Origin of the sequence: Pararhizobium polonicum, assembly GCF_001687365.1 — a bacterium.
GTDB classification, from domain to species: Bacteria; Pseudomonadota; Alphaproteobacteria; order Rhizobiales; family Rhizobiaceae; genus Pararhizobium; species Pararhizobium polonicum.
Map to the genome: position 1 here is coordinate 820,003 of NZ_LGLV01000004.1, position 18,537 is coordinate 838,539.

At 57.2% G+C, this 18,537-nt stretch carries 15 protein-coding genes, 1 tRNA gene and 2 pseudogenes; 11 read left to right on the forward strand and 7 right to left on the reverse strand.

The features are described from left to right. Positions 1-24 precede the first annotated feature (24 nt). Genes ADU59_RS05675 through ADU59_RS05685 form a run of 3 tightly spaced genes read left to right on the forward strand, consistent with a single transcriptional unit; the run spans position 25 to position 3,994 of the window. Entirely contained in the window at positions 25-1,713 is a 1,689-nt protein-coding gene (locus tag ADU59_RS05675; protein WP_068952642.1) for a peptide ABC transporter substrate-binding protein, read from the forward strand. A 51-nt stretch (positions 1,714-1,764) separates the two neighbouring features. After that, positions 1,765-2,748: a D-2-hydroxyacid dehydrogenase family protein gene (locus ADU59_RS05680; RefSeq protein WP_068952464.1), complete on the forward strand. Its 984-nt coding sequence runs from the start codon at positions 1,765-1,767 to the stop codon at positions 2,746-2,748. Between the two features lies 1 nt (position 2,749). After that, positions 2,750-3,994 (forward strand): MFS transporter, encoded by a 1,245-nt coding sequence (locus ADU59_RS05685; RefSeq protein WP_274534642.1) that lies wholly within the window; start codon positions 2,750-2,752, stop codon positions 3,992-3,994. A 9-nt stretch (positions 3,995-4,003) separates the two neighbouring features. Here the strand turns inward: ADU59_RS05685 and ADU59_RS05690 are convergent, their stop codons facing one another. Further along, a complete protein-coding gene (locus tag ADU59_RS05690; RefSeq protein ID WP_068952467.1) occupies positions 4,004-4,915 on the reverse strand; it encodes a LysR family transcriptional regulator in 912 nt (303 codons plus the stop codon). A 116-nt stretch (positions 4,916-5,031) separates the two neighbouring features. On the opposite strand from ADU59_RS05690, the gene ADU59_RS05695 reads away from it, so the two are divergent. The 6 genes from ADU59_RS05695 to ADU59_RS05720 all read left to right on the forward strand — a co-directional run bounded on the left by ADU59_RS05695 (position 5,032) and on the right by ADU59_RS05720 (position 10,201). Next, the gene (locus ADU59_RS05695) at positions 5,032-5,235 is read left to right on the forward strand and encodes a rubredoxin (RefSeq protein ID WP_068952469.1); all 204 of its coding nucleotides are present in this window, start codon (positions 5,032-5,034) and stop codon (positions 5,233-5,235) included. 25 nt (positions 5,236-5,260) lie between these two features. After that, positions 5,261-6,472, forward strand: coding sequence for an NAD(P)/FAD-dependent oxidoreductase (locus tag ADU59_RS05700; protein ID WP_068952471.1), 1,212 nt, complete (start codon positions 5,261-5,263; stop codon positions 6,470-6,472). A 37-nt stretch (positions 6,473-6,509) separates the two neighbouring features. Then, positions 6,510-7,250 (forward strand): hypothetical protein, encoded by a 741-nt coding sequence (locus ADU59_RS05705; RefSeq protein ID WP_068952473.1) that lies wholly within the window; start codon positions 6,510-6,512, stop codon positions 7,248-7,250. Positions 7,251-7,279: 29 nt separating this feature from the next. Beyond that, positions 7,280-8,011, forward strand: coding sequence for a transporter substrate-binding domain-containing protein (locus ADU59_RS05710; protein WP_068952644.1), 732 nt, complete (start codon positions 7,280-7,282; stop codon positions 8,009-8,011). Between the two features lie 358 nt (positions 8,012-8,369). After that, positions 8,370-8,573 (forward strand): hypothetical protein, encoded by a 204-nt coding sequence (locus ADU59_RS05715; protein WP_068952475.1) that lies wholly within the window; start codon positions 8,370-8,372, stop codon positions 8,571-8,573. Positions 8,574-9,412: 839 nt separating this feature from the next. Further along, a complete protein-coding gene (locus ADU59_RS05720) occupies positions 9,413-10,201 on the forward strand; it encodes a class I SAM-dependent methyltransferase (RefSeq protein WP_244506344.1) in 789 nt (262 codons plus the stop codon). A 711-nt stretch (positions 10,202-10,912) separates the two neighbouring features. On the opposite strand, the gene ADU59_RS05725 is transcribed toward ADU59_RS05720, so the two are convergent. From ADU59_RS05725 to ADU59_RS05740, 4 genes and pseudogenes are all read right to left on the reverse strand, one after another. Further along, positions 10,913-11,815, reverse strand: coding sequence for a GNAT family N-acetyltransferase (locus ADU59_RS05725; RefSeq protein WP_338012924.1), 903 nt, complete (start codon positions 11,813-11,815; stop codon positions 10,913-10,915). Beyond that, entirely contained in the window at positions 11,781-12,254 is a 474-nt protein-coding gene (locus ADU59_RS05730; RefSeq protein WP_068952479.1) for a nuclear transport factor 2 family protein, read from the reverse strand. The genes ADU59_RS05725 and ADU59_RS05730 overlap by 35 nt, the downstream gene beginning before the upstream one ends. Next, positions 12,251-12,873 (reverse strand): annotated as a pseudogene (locus ADU59_RS05735) (pyridoxamine 5'-phosphate oxidase family protein). The gene ADU59_RS05730 and the pseudogene ADU59_RS05735 overlap by 4 nt, the downstream one beginning before the upstream one ends. Positions 12,874-12,996: 123 nt before the next feature. Continuing rightward, positions 12,997-13,980 carry an MBL fold metallo-hydrolase gene (locus ADU59_RS05740; protein WP_068952482.1) on the reverse strand — a complete coding sequence of 328 codons (984 nt, stop codon included), beginning with the start codon at positions 13,978-13,980 and terminating at the stop codon, positions 12,997-12,999. 304 nt (positions 13,981-14,284) lie between these two features. Between ADU59_RS05740 and ADU59_RS05745 the strand changes: the two genes are divergently transcribed. Both ADU59_RS05745 and ADU59_RS05750 read left to right on the forward strand, forming a co-directional pair. Then, on the forward strand, positions 14,285-16,186 hold the full coding sequence (locus ADU59_RS05745) for a PAS domain S-box protein (RefSeq protein WP_068952484.1): 1,902 nt from the start codon (positions 14,285-14,287) through the stop codon (positions 16,184-16,186). Next, entirely contained in the window at positions 16,176-16,796 is a 621-nt protein-coding gene (locus tag ADU59_RS05750; protein WP_083198138.1) for a response regulator transcription factor, read from the forward strand. The genes ADU59_RS05745 and ADU59_RS05750 overlap by 11 nt, the downstream gene beginning before the upstream one ends. 453 nt (positions 16,797-17,249) lie before the next feature. On the opposite strand, the pseudogene ADU59_RS31440 reads toward ADU59_RS05750, so the two are convergent. Together ADU59_RS31440 and ADU59_RS05760 are read right to left on the reverse strand one after the other, a co-directional pair. Continuing rightward, positions 17,250-17,567, reverse strand: a pseudogene (locus ADU59_RS31440) (transposase); the annotation flags it as partial. 740 nt (positions 17,568-18,307) lie between these two features. After that, positions 18,308-18,384, reverse strand: a tRNA-Met gene (locus ADU59_RS05760). Between the last annotated feature and the right edge of the window lie 153 nt (positions 18,385-18,537).

Consider the following 18,537-nt stretch of genomic DNA (forward strand, 5'->3'; position numbering starts at 1 on the left):
ACCAGAAGTCTGATGGAGGATAAAATGACGTCTGTAGGAAAGAGAATTAGATCGTTCGTCAGCATGGCGCTTGCGTGCGCCGCCGTGGCTTCCTTGTCGGGGGGCAGTGCCGCTGCTCAGTCGAAGGACCAGTTGGTGGTGGGCCAGTTGCAGTTCCTAACGAACTTTCATCCGCTTGTGCAGGTCAACAACACGAAGCGGCTGGTCGTCAACTACTCGCTCCGTCCGATGACAGCGTTCGACGAAAATGTCGTCAATCACTGCATTCTATGCGAAACGCTTCCGACGATCGAGAATGGACTCGCCAAGATTGTCGACCTCCCGGACGGCAAGAAGGGAATGAAGGTCGTCTTGCAGCTCAGGGCTGGGCTTGCCTGGGGTGACGGGGTGCCAGTGACCTCGAAGGACATCGAGTTTACCTGGAGGATGGCGAATGATCCCAACATCGGCTTCTCGAACTACAATCCATGGACACGCGCTTCCGAGCTGAAGGTTATCGACGAACGCACCGTCGAGCTGACGATTCCACAGATCATTTCGAGCTACAACTCATGGGACCAGGTCATTCCCGAGCATCTGGAAGGACCAGTCTACGCCGCCAACCCGACGCTCGACGCATATGTCAAACAGTCGCTCTACAACACGCAACCGACTAATCCAGGTCTGTGGAACGGCTCCTATCTCCTCAGCGACTATCAGATCGGAACACGGATCGTCTTCACTCCCAATCCGAAGTGGCCTGGCGAGAAGCCTCATTTGCAGCGGATTATCCTGAGCTACCGCGACAATTCGTCTTCTCTTCTCCAGAACCTGCTCGCCGGTTCGGTTGATGCCGTGCCTGTCAGTCCTGGCGGGATCAGTTTTTCGCAGATGCTCGACCTCAAAAACCAGCAACCTGACAAGTTCACCTATCACCTTGCCTACGGTACGAACGTCGAGCGCATAGCTGTCAACTTCGACAACCCGATCTTGAAGAACAAGTCGGTGCGTCAGGCGCTTCTATACGCGATCGACCGCCAGGCCATCAGCGACGAACTGTTCGGAGGCCTGCAGCCGGTCGCCAACGGGATTCTCAGCACGGAGAACGTCTACTACTCCAAGGACATGACACTCTACAGTTACGACGCCGAAAAGGCGAAGGAGCTCTTGTCCAGCGCCGGATGGACACCTGGCGACGACGGAATCTGCATCAACGACAAGGGCGAACGGTTGTCGCTGGAGCTTGTTTCTACTGCTGGCAACCAGACGCGAGAACAGATCGCCCAGGTCATTCAGAGCCAGTTAAAGGACGTCTGCGTGGAGATTACCAACAACTTCGTGCCGTTGCAGGAGTTCAACGGCGTGATGGCGCGCAAGCGGAAATTCAAAGCGCTCATGATGTCCTCCATCGACTTCTCCCCCTCGGTCTCCCCTAAGATTGCCTTGGGGTCGGATTCCATTCCAAGTGCCAAAAACAATGGTGTCGGCAACAATTTCTCCGCTTACTCCAATCCGGAGATGGACAAGGCCATATCCGAGCTGGAGACAGCGCTTGATCCGGAAACGGCGAAGCAGAAATGGGCTGACGTTCAGAGGATCTTCGCAGAAGATTTGCCGATGCTACCCCTCTACTTCTATCCACGAGCCTACGTGACCGTGACAGATCTGACCAATTTCCGCCAAGGAACCCTGGACCCGCTCCAGATTTGGTCGGAGGAATGGCAGCGGCAGTAAGTGAAGCCGGCCCAGGACAGTCGATCTGAAATTCTATGCGCGGGATCAAGTATGAAAATGAACGTTGCCATTCTTGACGATTACCTGGGCATCTCCCAGGAGGTCGCCAACTGGGAAAATGTGAAGTCCCGCGCAAACATCGTGGTCTTCAAGAGACCACTGTCTTTACTCGACGAGGCGGTACGGGAACTTGCCGAGTTCGACATCGTCTGCACTCTCAGAGAAAGGATGCCGATATCGTCGGATCTGATCTCGCGCCTGCCCCGGCTGAAATACATCGTCGTGACAGGGAAGCGATATGATACTGTCGATGTCGCTGCGGCCGCCGCCCGTGGCATCCTGGTCTCGAACACACCCGTTACCGGCAAGGGCGCCGGTGGTGTGGCTGAGCTTGTCTGGGGTCTGATCCTGTCCGTTTCGAGAAACATCGCAGCGGAAGACCATGTGATGCGCAATGGCGGCTGGCAAACGCGTGCCGGCACCACCGTGGGGGGCAAGGTTCTTGGCATCCTTGGTCTCGGCGGACTGGGCAAGCGTGTCGCAGAAATCGGTCACGTCTTTGGGATGAAGGTTCAGGCATGGAGCCAGAACATGACGCCCGACCAAGCGGAAAGCGCCGGGGCTAAGCTTGTCTCAAAAGAGGAGCTTTTTGCAACGAGCGACGTCGTAACGGTCCACCTTGCCCTCAGCGAACGCACACGTGGAATCGTGGGTTCTACGGAATTGCGAACCATGAAGAAAAGCGCCTACCTGATCAATACTGCGCGCGGCGCCATCGTCGACGAAATAGCTTTAATCGATGCTCTTCGCTCGCACGCTATAGCGGGTGCAGGGCTCGACGTCTTTGAGCACGAGCCTCTTCCAACCGACCATCCTTTTCGGAGCCTGTCCAACGTCGTTATAACGCCGCATATCGGGTACTTTACCCGCGACATGCTGGGCACCTACTACGGGGATGCTGTCGGCCTCATCGAAGCATTTCTCAACGGACGGCCTCACCGCATCGTAAACATGGATATGGCCGTCGGGACCTGATGTGTCGCTGTTCCGATCACCACTGAAATCACGGCTGGTAAGACTGTTGGCCGGAGGCCAGTTCGCTGCCTATACGGCAGGGAACTGCCTTTCGCTCCTTGGCACTTGGATGCAGCGAATAGCATGCAGCCTCCTGGTGTGGGACATGACGCACTCACCGTTGTGGCTGGGTATTCTTGCCGCGGCCGACCTCCTACCAACTGTCCTGATTGGGCCAATTGGCGGCCTAGCTGTGGACCGATGGGATGCGCTGAAGATCAACCGCCTCTGCCAGTTCGGTCTCGCGGCGATCGCGGCATTGATGACGGCGTTGATCTACTTGGACCTTCTCAATCTTGGCCTTCTGATTTCGATCATCGCGATACAAGGCTGCGTTATCGCCCTTGGACAGCCAGCACGGATGACCATTGTCCAGGAACTGGTACCACGCGACGACGTGCCAATGGCGGTCGCCATCAACTCGATGAACGTTAATCTGGCGCGGCTCGTTGGACCCGCCCTTGCCGGGCTGATGATCGTGATGGTCGACGTCTCGCTGGTCTTCCTTTTTAACACGGTCGTGACTTGCCTCTTCGTCGTCGTTCTCCAACGCATCGCTCCGCAACAGCGCACATCCAAGACACGAGCAAGCAAGAGCGTCACGGCGGAGATCATGGAAGGATTCGGCTACGTTATTTCCAATCCCGGCATGCGGCTGATGTTGGCGCTCCTCCTCGCCGGAGGCGTGTTGATCCGCGCAATAGCCGAGATGCTGCCAGCGTTCGCCGCAAACCTTTCGAGTGTGCCGGCCACCGGCCTTGCTGTGCTGACGTCATCCATGGCGTTCGGGTCGGTTATCGCGGGGCTCACGATGAATGCGTACGTATCGACAGTGCGGCTACCGTTCCAGATCACCGTCGCCTGGGCTATGTCAGCATGCGCTGCCGGCTGCTTCATTCTGGCTGACACAATCTTGACGCTTGCGATCTTTGCGATGCTGATGGGCTACCTGACGTCGGTGAGCATGATTGCAACACAAACGTACGTCCAGCTCGGAGCGCCTCCGTCGATTAGAGGGAGAGCGCTCAGCGTCCATGGTCTCGTCTTCCGTGCAAGTCCTTCGCTCGGCGCGGTGGTTCTTGGGTTGAGTTCGGACGTGCTTGGGCTGCGCGTGCCGATTATCTGCAGCGCAGCAGCGATGTTGATCGTCACGCTTGCTCTCCTGCCGAAGGTATCGCGAATGGAGTTCCGGCCCGACGAGAGCTGACTCCGTGATTTATTTTGTCTGCGGCTTCAAGAGTTCGATGCTGAGATCGCGAAGGATTCGAAATGCCGCCTCGTGCAGGCGGTTTGGAAATCTTCGTGCCGGTCGAACGAGTTGAACGGAAAGAATGAGTTCCGGTCCAACGATTTTCCGGAGTTCGAGGCCCTGGCTGGCATCGGATCCTTTGGACTCGAGTGTTCGGATGGAGGCGACCGTGTAACCGTACCCATCCCTGACGAGGTCGAACATCGTATCAAGAGGGTCAAGTTCGAAGACGATGTTCAGCTTCTGACCAAAGCGCGCCAGCTCCGAATCGAGGAGGACGCGTGTGCTATTTGGCCGGCAGGCGATAACCATCGGCACGTCGGCCAATGTTTCGAGGTGAATGGGTTCGTCATCCGTGAAAGCGCCTGTTCGACCGATCAGGTGGAGATTTTCTTTGACCAGGTCATCGATCTCCAACATCGGAGACGATGGCGCGTCGTACATGATTGCCATATCGAGGCGACCGGACAGGATCCACTCTTGAAGTTGGTTGGAACGACCGTGAACCAGCATGACCTGCGCATCGGAGAGCTCCTCACGAAGCTTGCGGATCAGTGCCGTCGCGATCGCGGTAGATATCGTGGCCGGCAAGCCTATACCCACCTTGCCCGCCTTGCCTGTCCGAGCATTTTCGATGTCTTCGTAGGTGCGTTCTATTTGCCGAAGGATACCGCGTGCATTGTCCAGAAGTCGCTCCCCGGCCTCGGTCAGTTCCACTCCGCGCCCATTACGAAGAAGCAGCGGCTCCTTGAGTTCAGTCTCAAGGTTGCGAACCTGTCGGCTGAGAGCCGGTTGGGCGATATGGAGAAACGCCGAAGCGCGGCTAAAACTTCCGAGTTCCGCGACTCTGACGAAGTAGGATAATTGCCGGATGTCCAAGTCCACTCCTCCTGAGATATGCCGATTTGCTATGACTGATAGCATCGCAGAACATCTGGCGATAGCGCGAACCATCAAGTAGCCTGAGAAATGACAGGATATGGGAGGAGGCTTAAATGGTTGCGGCCGCTCAAGTCGCCGATCGAGGCGACTTCAAAATATGGCAGTGCGTTCTCTGTGCCTACGTCTACGACGAGGCGTTGGGCGACCCCGATGGCGGAGTAGAACCTGGAACCCGCTGGGAGGACGTGCCCGACGACTGGGTTTGCCCGGAGTGTGGCGCTCGCAAAAGCGAGTTCGACATGGTTGTCGTCGGATGACAATGAATGGATTGGTAGAGCCGTCATGCCCGGTATCTTAATCATTGGAGCGTCCCACTCCGGAGTCGCCGCCGCGGCCGCTTTGCGAAGCGCGAAATACGAGGGCGACATCACGTTGGTGACGGAAGAGACAGTCCTTCCCTACCATCGCCCTCCGCTGTCGAAGGACGCGCTATCCAAAGACGGTTATTCTCCAACGCTTCTGCGGCCTGAAAGCTTCTATACCAACAATAGGATCGATCTTCGCCAAGGATCGAAAATCGTCAGTGTGAACACGGCGGAAAACTATGCACTTTCAGCGGACGGGGTACGGTTCCCATACGAACGACTGATACTGGCCTGCGGAGCGGAACCTAGACGCCTGCCACCGCAGATCGATCCCGACGGCGTTGCTCACTACCTGCGTACGCAAGACGACCTCACCACTATGAAAGCTCCTCTGGCCAAGGCCAAATCCGTAGCGATCATAGGCGGCGGTTTGATCGGCATGGAAATCGCGGCAGTGGCTTTGGCTCAGGGTCTTCAGGTCACCGTGATCGAGGCTGGCCAGAGGCTCATGGAGCGCACGGTAAGCAAGTCGATCGCGGGCTATGTGCTGGACCGTCATCTGAACAAAGGTCTTGAGGTGCGCTTTGGGGCCATGGTGACCTCGGTAATGCACGACGATTCCCGGAACATCGACATCGTAACTCTTGGCGATGGAGGAGAAATCGTGGCGGATATCGTCGTTGTAGCGATCGGTGCCACGCCGCACGAAACACTTGCGCGCGAGGCTGGCCTAAATGTTGAGAACGGCATCCTCGTATCGGAGTGCGGCCTCACTTCAAATCCTGCGATATTTGCCATTGGTGATTGCTCCGCCTGGTACGACCCGGATCTCGACCGCTACATTCGAAACGAGGCCGTGAATCCCGGACAGGACCAAGCGAAGATCGTGGCATCGAAGATCGTTGGCCTGGAGATGCCTCCTCGACGCCTACCTCGCTACTGGTCGCACCAGGCTGCCATCCAGATACAGATGTCGGGCGATGTAAACGGGGCCGACATGGAGGCAGTTTTGAACGCGCCGGCAAGTGGGGCATTTTCGGTGCTGGGCTTCAACAGCGATTGCCTCGTCGCGGTTCAGACAATCAACGCACCTCAGCAGTTCGGGAAGCTGCATGACATGATCGGCATGAAACGTGAAGAGATTGCCACGGTTCTTGACGTCGAGTTCCCACCGCCCCACCACCATTGAATAGCGCCGAAACAACGGCTTTAGGAGGACCATTCCGATGCAAGCTGCATCTTATGCGGAGAAGGAACCGGCAAGATTTCGCCGCGGTCAGTCTTGGAAAATTAACATGTTCGGGAAGAATTCCGACATCGCGGCGCCGGACCCCCAAGCATTTCGTCTTGACTTGAACGCCAATCAAAAGCTCGATTCCCATTTTCATATCGTCGATCAGTTTCAGGTATTCATTGCCGGCAGCGGCACGATCGGTCGAGATGAAGTACGGATCGTGACGGTCCACTATGCCGATCACCACACGGGATACGGCCCACTCATTGCGAGCGAACTGGGTCTGTCCTATCTGACGCTACGGAGCAAGACTGACGCCGGGCTCGTTTACCTCACGACTCCAAACGTTCGCGAGAAGCTCAAGCCGACCAAACGGCGTCACAGGACGTCAGAGGCAGTAGCCTTGTCGACCGAGCCCGTTCTGCGGAATCGGACTGAGATAACGGTGGACACCGTCATTGAGGAACGACCGGGTGACGACGGGATGAACTGCGCGGTATTTCGGTTGGGGCCAAACATGACGGTTCAAACGCCCGATCCAAGCACGGGGGGCGGACAGTATCTCATTGTCCTCAATGGAAGCTTGGCCTACGAGGGACAGACATACGACCCCTTCTCGCTTCTTTTCGTACACTTCGATGAGAAGGCTCCGACGCTCACGGCCGGCGAAGACGGCGTTGAGCTGATGGTGACACAGTTTCCTGTTGAAGACGAATGGATGAAGTCGATCTAGTCAACGGTCGACAAATTGGAGGTGAGACGATGTCGGACTTCGACGTCAACGCGATAAGAGAGGAAATTGCACCCTCCGGAACGCTGGTGTGTGCTCTCAACCACGGTAACGTGGTCCTCGTACGACGCGGTGAAACTGATGAGAACCCAACGGGCGTGTCCGTAGATCTCGCAAGGGAGTTGGCGCAGACACTATCGCTTCCGATCAGATTTAGGCACTACGACAAGGCTGGCGACGTGTCCGCGAGCGCAGGAACAGGTGCGTGGGACATCTGCTTTTTGGCAATCGATCCAAAACGGGCAGAACGCATCACTTACAGCTCACCGTATGTCCAGATCGAAGGGGCGTTTGTCGTCGCTCGAGCCCGGCAGGCGAAGATGGCAGCGGACGTTGATCTGATGCGGTTGAGAATTGGTGCCGTCAAAGGAAGCGCTTATGAACTCTTCCTATCGCGAAACGGCGGCGCGGGAGACCTTGTTCGCTTCGACAGTTTTCCCGAGGCGACGTCGGCTTTGGCGGCGGGAGAATTGGACGGACTCGCCGGGGTTCGACAAGCAATGCAGAAGGTGGCAAACGAGATGTCAGATTTTGAAATAATTCCAGAACCCTTCATGGCAATACAGCAAGCCGTTGGCTTGAGTTCTGAACGCCGACTAGCCTCTGACTTCGTTTCAAGTTTCATTGACAGGAAAAAGGCGGATGGTTTCGTACGCCGGTCGCTAGATGCTAGCGGGCACGCTGATGTGGTGATTCCAGACTGACCCTCGAATGAGTGCAACGAACGAGAGCGTGTTGAAGTGAAGCCATTCAAGCCACAGTCGGCAGTCAAAGCCCCTACGTTAGCCTCTCAACGTGCGCCAGTGCAGGCACCTCCAACACCGACAAGTCAGGTGACCGTTTCAGGCACTCCGATTGCTTAACATCGTCCCGCTCGCAAGGGCCTGCTAGGATGGCTGCTCGGCAAGTAAAGCAATTGTACGCGACGCACGTTGAAGGCCAGCTTCGCACTATTGCCTGTGAGAACGAATCTGGAACTGCTTGAATTTTGAGCGAACCAGTTACCGGCGCCGCAACATCTTTCCGGATATGCCGGTCCCGCAATGAAACATTGAGGGTGGCATGCGTACCAAATCGGAAGCACTGGCTGCTGCAAAGAAACGGATGCTCGAACTGCAATCGCAGATGACCAGTAGGATCATATCGTTAGCTGGGGAAGTTGCAAAGCTGATGGAAGTCGTTCCCGAGCGCGATGCTCGCGAATTCTTGCGTGTTAAATGCAATTTTCCGTCCAGCGAGCTGACGACATACGCAGCATTCAACTGATCTCTCCAAGGTAACGAAAAACTCCTCGAGAAGTCGCGTGTATCATTTCCAGTCTTGAAGGCATTAGTCGCCGCCAATCCTGAAACGCGCAACGAGGTCGTCACCGCGACGGGCGTTCGAAGTTTGTCGGCACATGGTCGTGGTCGAACGCAATCGGTTCGAACACGAGCCAGTATGAGATTAGCCAAGGCTACGCCGAGACCAAAGAGTTGGCAGTCCTTGCGACTGAGAACCACGACCGAAACATGATCAAGCTACGAGATCTGAAAAAATGACGTTTCCCAAGGGGATATCAAGCAGTGGCAATTTTCGGCAAGGTCAAGGTGGAGCATCAACATGAGCTCAGATTGGCCGTCATTTTCGGATTGTTCTCGTTTCCGATCGGCTACCTTTTCGCATTGATGGTATCGTCAGGCTGGCTCGGCCCCCAAAGATTGGTTGAGCTGCTCACCGCAATTATATTGGGAACATTCGGCATTATCGTCGGCAGCATCGTAAGGGCTAGAATGGACCGCGCATCCGAAAAGCGCGCGCAACCAGCAAAACAAGCAGTCATCCACGGGACGGGAACACTCCACATGGTAGGCGCGTCGGCGGAGATTGCATCGCATCCAGGACGGCGCAACGGTCAGGGCGGGCCGGGGTGGTCCGCTTCGAGACGACACGTGGCCTCTGTACAACTCTCAAACACGAGCGGCCATTGCCCGCTGTTGTGCCGACATAGATGCACCCCGTTGCCGTGGATGTTTGATTGGAACCTAGTTCAACCGTTCTACCATGGAAGGAGCGACGGGCATGCCTGGACACCTCGATGATATCCGCAAACAGCAACGCGACACATGGGATCGTTTTTCCGCCGGCTGGAAGAAATGGGACGAGCTGGTTCTGGGCTGGCTTGCCCCGTTGGTGATGCAATGCTGCAGCTCGCGAACTTGCGCGAGCACTCGCATGTCCTTGACGTTGCCGCCGGCACTGGCGAACCTGGTCTCACTGCGGCAGCGATGGTGCCGCATGGAAGAGTGACGGTAACCGATCTCTCCAAGCGCATGCTGGCGGTAGCCGCTGAGAATGCGGCTCGCCGTGGCCTGTCAAATTTCGAAACCAAAGTGTGCGATGCGGGCGCGCTGCCATTTCCCGATGCACGTTTCGACAGCATTCTGTGCCGCTTCGGTTTCATGTTCTTTCCCGATATCGCAGTCGCCTCTCAAGAATTCGCGCGGGTGGCGAAGCCAGGTGCATGCATCTGCGCGGCGGTCTGGAGTGGGCCGGACAAAAACCCTTGGGCAACGACGATCACTCGTCATGTGGAGATGCCTGCGCCACCTCCCGGATCGCCTGGGCTCTTTCGCCGCGCCCCGTCTGGATTGATGCGCAGCGCCTTCGAAGAAGCAGGTCTGAAAGACATAAGCGAGCAGGAAGTTTCATCCATCATGACCCACAAGTCACCGGAGAGATACTGGGATTTTATGACAGACATTGCAGCCCCCGTTGTGGCGGGACTTGCGAAAGCCGACATGGCGACGAAAGCGAGAATCCGCGAAGAGGTCCTGGTTTTGGCGCGACGGTCCCTTCAGGACGGACAGGTGCGGCTTCGTTCGACCGCATCTGTCATTGTTGGTACGCGATAGATTGTCGCTCGAGAGCTTTGGTGGATGGCTGCGGAGATTTGGCCAGTTCGACCACGGCGATTTTGGACGCTATCGCCGGCAGTGCCGGACTCCAGAATTTCCGCTGCCTCGTCCGACCTGATCTCGCGATTCCGATTCGGCTGTCTGCAACCTGTGTTGCATGGTGGTATCGGCTCGTGCCCCTCAAGGAACGGACGATCCAAGTCCGCGCAGCGTGGGCGCAATGTCGTCCCAAAGGGCGGCATCAATCATGAAACCGGGTAGAAGTACCATCGCTTGGCTCGCCTCCGCGCCGTCTGGTTAGCACTTCAACAGGCTATCAGCAAATCTCGCTAGGGTAGAAAGGGTTTCTTTGGCCAACGATGAGAGCTTCGCTTTTGGCTCGTTCCGGACGTGGCCACACTAGCGAAGCAGACGGACAAGCTTTCAGGAAGTTCAAAAGGTGGTGTGACGGACGGCAATGAAGGCGCGAAGCGGTAATGAATTCCGCTCTCCGGCCCGAAGCGGGAGGCCAGGGGAGTGCTGGATAGAGGCTTGAGGCGCAACATAAGAGAGATGGCGGTTCACTGTGTCGTCGGGGAAGACCTCCCGGCAATGAGCATCTGCGATGATCTGGACGCAATGCAGTTGCCCCGGAACCGTACAGGAACAGGCTTCTATGTGACGATCCAGAAACGCACCTGCTGGCCGGAAGGAAGATCGCCAGATGTGCTACAGCTTGAAATTCTTCCGGTCGTACGCGTGCTGGAAGCCCATTTTCCTGAGGTTGTCATAGGAGATATTGGGTTTGTCAGTTGAAGGTACTTCTGTTTCGACGGCGAACGTCAAAACGCCTTGTGCGATACCGCAGTCGGTGCGAGCCTGGATGAGCGCCTTTTGAACGCCCCGGTTCCGAAACTCGGGGACTGTGGTACCGCCACCCAGCCACGCATATGAACCCGAGACGTACATGGCCCCGGTGCCGATAGGCGTTTCATCATCAAGAGCGAAAAAACACGACCAGCCCTCTTTGCCCACAATGGTTGACCAGAGGGCGGCCAAGCTTGGCGGGAAGTTGAATCCCTTGCACATCATCGATCCGAAGAGCAGGGATTCGTCGCCTTGAACTCTTCGGGCAAGCACACTCACCGGCGCATCGAGGTTGCTAAAAGGCGCGCTGCGGGTAAGCTTTGCCCATCCGGGACCGTGCTCAGGCAGACCCTTGGTCTGGATCCAGTTTCTCACCTCGTCCGAGACAGCGTCCATATTCAATTGCAGGAAGCGGTTCCCCGCCCTTGCTCGCATCCATTTATATGCTTTGTCCAGATCTTCGACAGAGCCCAGCCCCAGAACACGATTTAGGCCGATCGCTGGTGCGCTTGGCAACGAGATCGCGCATCCGCCGTTGATGACAAGGCATCCGAAATCCTCCTCAGCCCGGAGATGTTCGGGTGAAAGCCTGTGCAGGCTGACGAAGGCCGCGGCCTCAATGGCGTCTTCGTGCGTCGGGAAAATGCGTTCTGAAAACCGAGGATTCAAGACAGATTCCTGAGCCGCAGCCGTTGGCGGCAAAATACAAAGAGAGATTGGCTGGGTTCGACTAAAAACCGAGTTCGCTGAGACTGGGATGATCATCTGGCCTGCGGCCAAGCGGCCAGCGGAAGCTGCGGTCGTCGGCCGGAATAGGCAGGTCGTTAATGCAGGCATAGCGCCTTCGCATCAGGCCACGATCATCGAACTCCCAGTTCTCGTTCCCGAACGATCGGAACCAGTTGCCACTGTCGTCATGCCACTCGTAGGCAAATCTGACGGCGATCCGATTGCCGCCAAAAGCCCACAGCTCCTTGATCAACCGGTAATCCAGCTCTCGCCGCCATTTTGCCGAAAGAAACGCAAGAATTGCTTCCCGCCCGGTCACAAATTCAGCACGGTTTCGCCACTGGCTGTCTGCGCTGTAAGCCAAAGCGACCCTGCCAGGGTCGCGGCTGTTCCAGCCGTCTTCGGCAAGTCTGACTTTCTCGGTTGCGCTCTCGAGTGTAAAAGGGGGAAGAGGTAATCTTTCAGCTTCGATCATGGGTCATCGCTCTCCAGACGTGCGCGCAAGGTGGCGTTCTCGGTTTCCAGTCGCTGCAGCCGCTCACGAAGAGGAGCGACCGCCTGTTCGACCTGTTGCTCGGTGTAGCGCGGGATGATGTGCTGCGGGCAGTTCCAATCGAACGCCTCGAGCCGGAGCTTGAAGATCCGCTCCGCCCTTCCTTTGTACGTCGGGTCGGACACGAGTTCCGTGAGTTCCTGGTCAGCATCAAGCGCCAATCGTTCCACATAGGCATAGATTTTGAGCCAGGCCCGCCGCACATAATCCATCAGAAACAGGCAGACCCGCTCGTTAGCAGCAAGATTGCCGGCGCTGATGTACTGACGGTTACCTCGGTAGTCGGCGAAAGCCATTGTTCGCGAATCTATGACCTTGAGGAAGCTGACGTTCCCTCCACGATGCTGAACGTATGGCCAACCCGTTCGGAGACCGATGCCATGTAGAAGCTGTCACGTGAGGCAATGAAGGCAATCTCGTCTTCGGTGAGGGTGTCTGAAGGGCGGCTGTCACGGCCCAGCCAAATCTGGTCCACGCCCATCTCCGCCTGAGCGGCTCTGACGCTAGGCGTCACGGCAACCTCAAGGAAATGATATGGCATGCCCAATCTCCTTGCTCAGTCAGGCTTGCATGGGCATCCCCCCGCGAGAGCCTGAATCTACTATTTGGCCAGCCGAAGTCTGGGCTTGTCAATCTCTACCTTCAAAGCCGCCAAGTGCGGACGTCAGTCCTGCAAGGCCCAATCTGCGACCTCCCAACGCATCTGCCCGCGATCGGAGACGACACGGCCGAGCCCAGGAAACGGCATGTGCGTGGCGGCGATGAGCGCTCCCTCCGATGCGGCACGCGGAAAGAAGCGATCGCGCATGGCCTTCGCAGCGGTACGGTCCTGCTCGAACAGGAAAAACACGTCGGTCGCGGCCGGATGCACGACCGGGAAAATCATGTCTGAAACCATGATCAGGCTCTTGCCGCCGTCTTCAATCCGCACGCCGATATGGCCGGGTGTATGGCCGGTCAGATCGACAGTCGAAACGCCCGGCGCGATCTCCCGCTCTCCGTCGATCGCCTGGAGTCTGGGATATAGCCGCACGACCTCCTCTGCCATTCTAAAGCTGGTCTGCAGAAAGTCAGGCGCTCCGTTGCGTTTGGCCGGATCGGTCCAATGAGTGACGTCGCGACGGTCGATATAAAGCTCGGCTTCGGGGTATTGGTTCTTGCCTCCCAGAACCAGCCCGCCCATATGGTCCTGGTGCATGTGCGTCACGATGACAGCGTCGATCTGAGCAGGCTTCAGACCGAGCGCAGCGAGTGCCTGAGGTAACTGTCCGGTCTGTCCGATCGAGCCGGCCGCACCAGCATCGATCAGGATGCGGCGCTCGCCATCCTCGACGAGATATTGGTTGAAGAGGAACCGAACCCCACTCGGCCGGGCGGTAAACTGTGCGCTTGCCGCCGCTTCGACCTCGGGCGCCGAGCGTCCCGGAAAATAGTCATAGGGCATGTCGGCGTACCCGTCCGTCAGAGCCGTCACGGTGAACCGTCCGAGGCGGATCTGTGCGAGCGGAGTCACCGCAGCAGGTGCGCTTGCAGCCTCCTGCGTCGCCCCATGGGCAGAGGAGGAACTTATTAGACCTCCGCCGAAGAGGCTCCCACCGATGAGGCCGATGGGCAGGGTGCCGAAGGCGCGACGTGAAAGTTGAGGCATGCTTGTTCCTCCAGAACGATCGACGATGTTGGCGGCGGTGGCCAATGTGCAGGAATGGCTGCTGCAGTCGGAAAAAGCGCTTTGACCATGGCTGGGATAGACGATCCCTTTGGGTTCAACCACTTGCTTTCCTTATGAATAGGTCGGTTCAAGTCTGCTCTCAATTGCGATCTAGGTCACATAAAACTAGACCAAGGCAGTACGAAAATAGACCTTCGTCTATCAATCTCGCCTAACGCGGTGGCGCGAAACCGCGTAACCTGGAACAGGGCGGCTGCGCCGCATACACTGGTGGGGGACGACGTTGGACAAGCACGAGGAAACCGATGCGATCATTGATTTGATCCCGGCAATGGCATGGTCGACTACATCTGACGGCATGCTCGACTTTGCCAGTCAGCACTTTCTCGAATATGTCGGCCTGCCGCTCGCAGAGATCGCCGGGGAGAATATCTATCGGCTGTTCCATCCGGCCGACACCACCCGTCTGGCCTTCGAATGGCGCAGCATCATGGCTGCCAAGACGGGAAGGGAAGTCGAGGGTCGGCTCAGGCGTGCGGACGGCGAATACCGCTGGTGCTCCCTCCGGCAAAGACCTCGGCTGGATCCTGAGGGGAACGTCGCCAAATGGTACGGGGTCGTTCTCGATATAGAAGATCGCAAACGCGCCGAAGATGCACTCAGGGAGACAAAGTCTGCGCTTGCGGCAAGCGAAGAGAACCTCAGCCTCATCATCAACTCGCTTCCGGTGCTCGTCTGGTCAGCGCGCACGGATGGAAGCGCCGATTTCGTCAACCAGAGTTGGCTGGACTATGCCGGGTTGCCTGCCGACCAGATCCTCGAATGGGGGTTTCTGGATCTCTATCATCCCGACGATATTCCCGAGATGGTGGAAATCTGGAAGCGCGACCTCGAATATTCAGATCATACCCGGTTGAAAGGGCGCATTCGGGGTGCCGATGGGCAGTACCGCTGGTTCTATTTCTCTGGCCGAAAGCTGACGGATGCGAATGGCGTCGTGCGCTGGTTCGGTGTCAATATCGATATCGAAAATCTGCAGCGGGCCGAGATCGCCCTGAGAGAAAGTGAGGCGGCGCTGAGGGAGAGCGAACACAAGCTCAAGCTCATCATCAACACGATCCCCGCCATGGCTTGGTCATGCACGCCCGACGGGCAGCTCGAATACTGGAACCAGCATCTCACCAACTTTGTCGGACTGCCTTTCGAGGAGATTGTCGGCTTTGGCTTCTATCGCATGTTTCATCCCGATGACGTTGACCGGATGCGTGAGAGTTGGGAACAGGTCGTTGCGACGAAGCAGCCTAATCCAGTGGACGCACGTATCAGACGATTCGACGGCGAATACAGGTGGTTCAACCTGCAACAGAGTCCGCTTCTCGATCCGGAAGGGAATGTCGTGCGGTGGTACGGCGTCGTTGTCGATATCGAGGATCGCAAACAGGCGGAAGAATCTCTTCGCCAGAGCCAGAGTCACCTTGCGCATGTTACACGACTGACGACCATCGGCGAACTGGCGGTCTCCATAGCGCACGAGATCAATCAGCCGCTCATGGCGATCGTGACGAATGCCGGAACCTGCCTTCGCTGGCTCAAGGATGGACATAGGGATCTGGAGCAGGCTCGCCTGGCCGCTGAACGTGTCGTGCATGATGGGCATCGCGCTGGCGAGATCGTCGCCAGCATACGCGCGATGGCCCAGAGATCGCCGGTGCGGATGGAAAGGACCGACTTCAAACAGGCGCTACATGATGTGCTTTTTCTTCTGCGGGAAGAGCTGCAATCGCGAGGCTTGCAGGTCGTCACGGACCTTATGCCAGAACCCGTCGATATCCTGGGTGACCGCACGCAGCTACAGCAGGTTCTTCTCAATCTGATCATGAACAGTGCTGAGGCAACACCTCGTGGTGCAGAAGCCCTCGTGACGGTCAGGTGCAGGCAAGTTCCAAAAGGCGAAGTCGAGGTCAGTGTTTCCGACACTGGCCAGGGGATACCGCCCGAACAGCTCGAGCGGGTGTTTGAGCCATTCTATACCACGAAGACCGACGGGATCGGGATGGGCCTTTCTATCTGCCGCTCCATCGTTGAAGCGCACGGGGGGCGCATCTGGGCAACAACCAACCACCCTCGCGGAAACTCATTCACCTTCACGCTCTCGCAATTCAAGGATGCAGCCGTTGATCGATGACAGGAAGAATAAGCAACCCACTGTCATCGTCATAGATGACGATCAAAGCGTGCGCGAAGCCCTGAAGGGCCTCTTCGAATCCGTCGGGCTCGCCGCTGAGGCACACGGCTCGGTTAAGGATTTCATAGCCGCAGACGATCCCGAAAAGGCCGGATGCATCGTCCTCGACATCCGCCTTCCCGGTCAAAGCGGACTGGAGTTTCAGGAGGCGTTGGCAAAGAGCGATCTTCCTCGGTCCGTCGTCTTGATCAGCGCCCATGTCGATGTGCCCATGGCAGTGCGGGCGATGAAGGCGGGGGCCATAGACGTTCTTAGTAAGCCGGTCCGTGAGCAGGATCTGCTAGACGCAGTCAACCGCGCAATCGCCAATGACACCGCTCGCCGAGATGAAAAAGCAGCGAAAGCTGCCACCCAAACAAGGTATATGACGCTGACTGAACGCGAGCGACAGATTATGACATTGGTGATCGCCGGTAAACTGAACAAGCAGATTGCAGCAGAGCTGCAGCTTGCAGAGCCAACGGTGAAGCTACACAGAGGCCACATGATGCGAAAGATGAAGGCAACATCAGTCGCCCACCTTGTCAAAATCGCTGGTGGCCTGTTGTAGGTGAAATCGATGGCCGCTGGCTCGCGAGATGTTGTCATTTTCGCGAGCGACTGCCGTATATATGATTTCCTTTGTCGCGAAGGCGACAGGGCTCCTTTTCCAAAACGATGTCTGCTTCCAGGCAGAGGCAACGACTTGCCTTATGACTGTTAAGGTTAAGGGTTTCGGGTGCCGTCAGGCGTACGAAAACCTCTCATGCAGGAACCCGCGGTCGGCGTTCTCTGAGCTATGGGGTTTTGTGTATCGGATCTTCCGGCGGACCGCCGATCGCAGCGGCGTTTGTTCGTCCCGGCGGGCCGAAATTGGTGTTTGCAAGCGTGATCGCCGAGATTTTCTTGGTGCTTGGGAGCGCGTTTGTCCGGCTTAAAGCCGTCGCCATTCGAACTGGCGCAGGTCCTCCCGTTGGCCGGCTCTGCTTTGAGCAAACCATATGAATGGATCTGCCATGCCGGGTCATAACGCGCTCTCCCGGTTCGTTGTCGCCATGTTTGGCGGTCCGCGTGGCTGATGCCAGCATTCGAACACCTTGATGACGATCATGCGTCCGCCGCAACATGGGCATGGCGGGCGGATCTCGATTGGCTCGTTGGCAGTGTTGTCGACAGGCGGCAGGGCAGCGTTCAGGAGCTCGCCGGCGCGGGTGATGCTAGTCTTTCGGGAACTGCTGGCGAGCTGGCCGTAATGCTGGACGCGGTGGAACCCGCGCGGGAGAACGTGGAGCAGGAAACGTCGAATGAACTCGTCGGGGGCAAGCGTCATGACCTGCTGCTTGTATTCGGCAGGGCTGAACCATGGGCGGTGAACAATCTTCCCCTGCGTCTTGTAGGGCGGCGACAGGTCGGGCAGGTGCTGGAGCCACTTATGGCGGATGGCGGTTTTCAAGACCTGTCGCAGCGTGCCCACCTCGTCATGCAAGGTGCTCCGTGCCGGAGCCTTACCCGTCGTGGAGGTGGCGATGCGGTGTACGCGATAATCCTGAACCGTGCCCGCATTGATTTCCGAGAGGCCCATCTTGCCGAAGAACGGCACCAGATGGAGCCGAAGGCGGATGCTGTGGCCCTCGACCCATTTGGGGCTACGCTCCCCCTCGGTGATGGCCGCATATTCCTGCTCGAACTTCTTTGCGGCTTCCGCAAAGGTCGTTTCGGTCTTCAAAATCCCCGCCGCCAGCTTACCGCGCAAGCCAAGTAACCAATCCTCCGCGAAGGCCTTGGCTTGCTCAAGGCCGGTTTCCTTGGTGCTCACACGATACTGGCGGCCCTTTAGGGACGTCGAGCAATGCCAGACGCGGCCCCCGCGCCGGTAGATTTGCACCAATCCTCCAAGGATTTCATGGCTTGGCATGACGGCCTCCCACTTCGCTTATTGCTCGATATGGGAAGAGGGAATCACACCATCAAGCCTCCCGTCAAACGGGTGGGGCGTGTTTGTGCTGACTGTGTGCTAGGCGTAAAAACGACTTCGGCCCCCCGAAGGAGGCCGATTAAAGTCTTGATAGTCTTGGAATATTTTGGTTGCGGGGGCAGGATTTGAACCTGCGGCCTTCAGGTTATGAGCCTGACGAGCTACCGGGCTGCTCCACCCCGCGGTATTATTGTACAGGAAGAAGGCCGCTTTAGGCGGCCTTTTGTTTTGGCCCATGGCCTTGCGTGCTTTGAGAAGATGATTTTGGAATTTTCTTGCCTTTAATAGACCTGGCAGCGACCTACTCTCCCGCGTCTTAAGACGGAGTACCATTGGC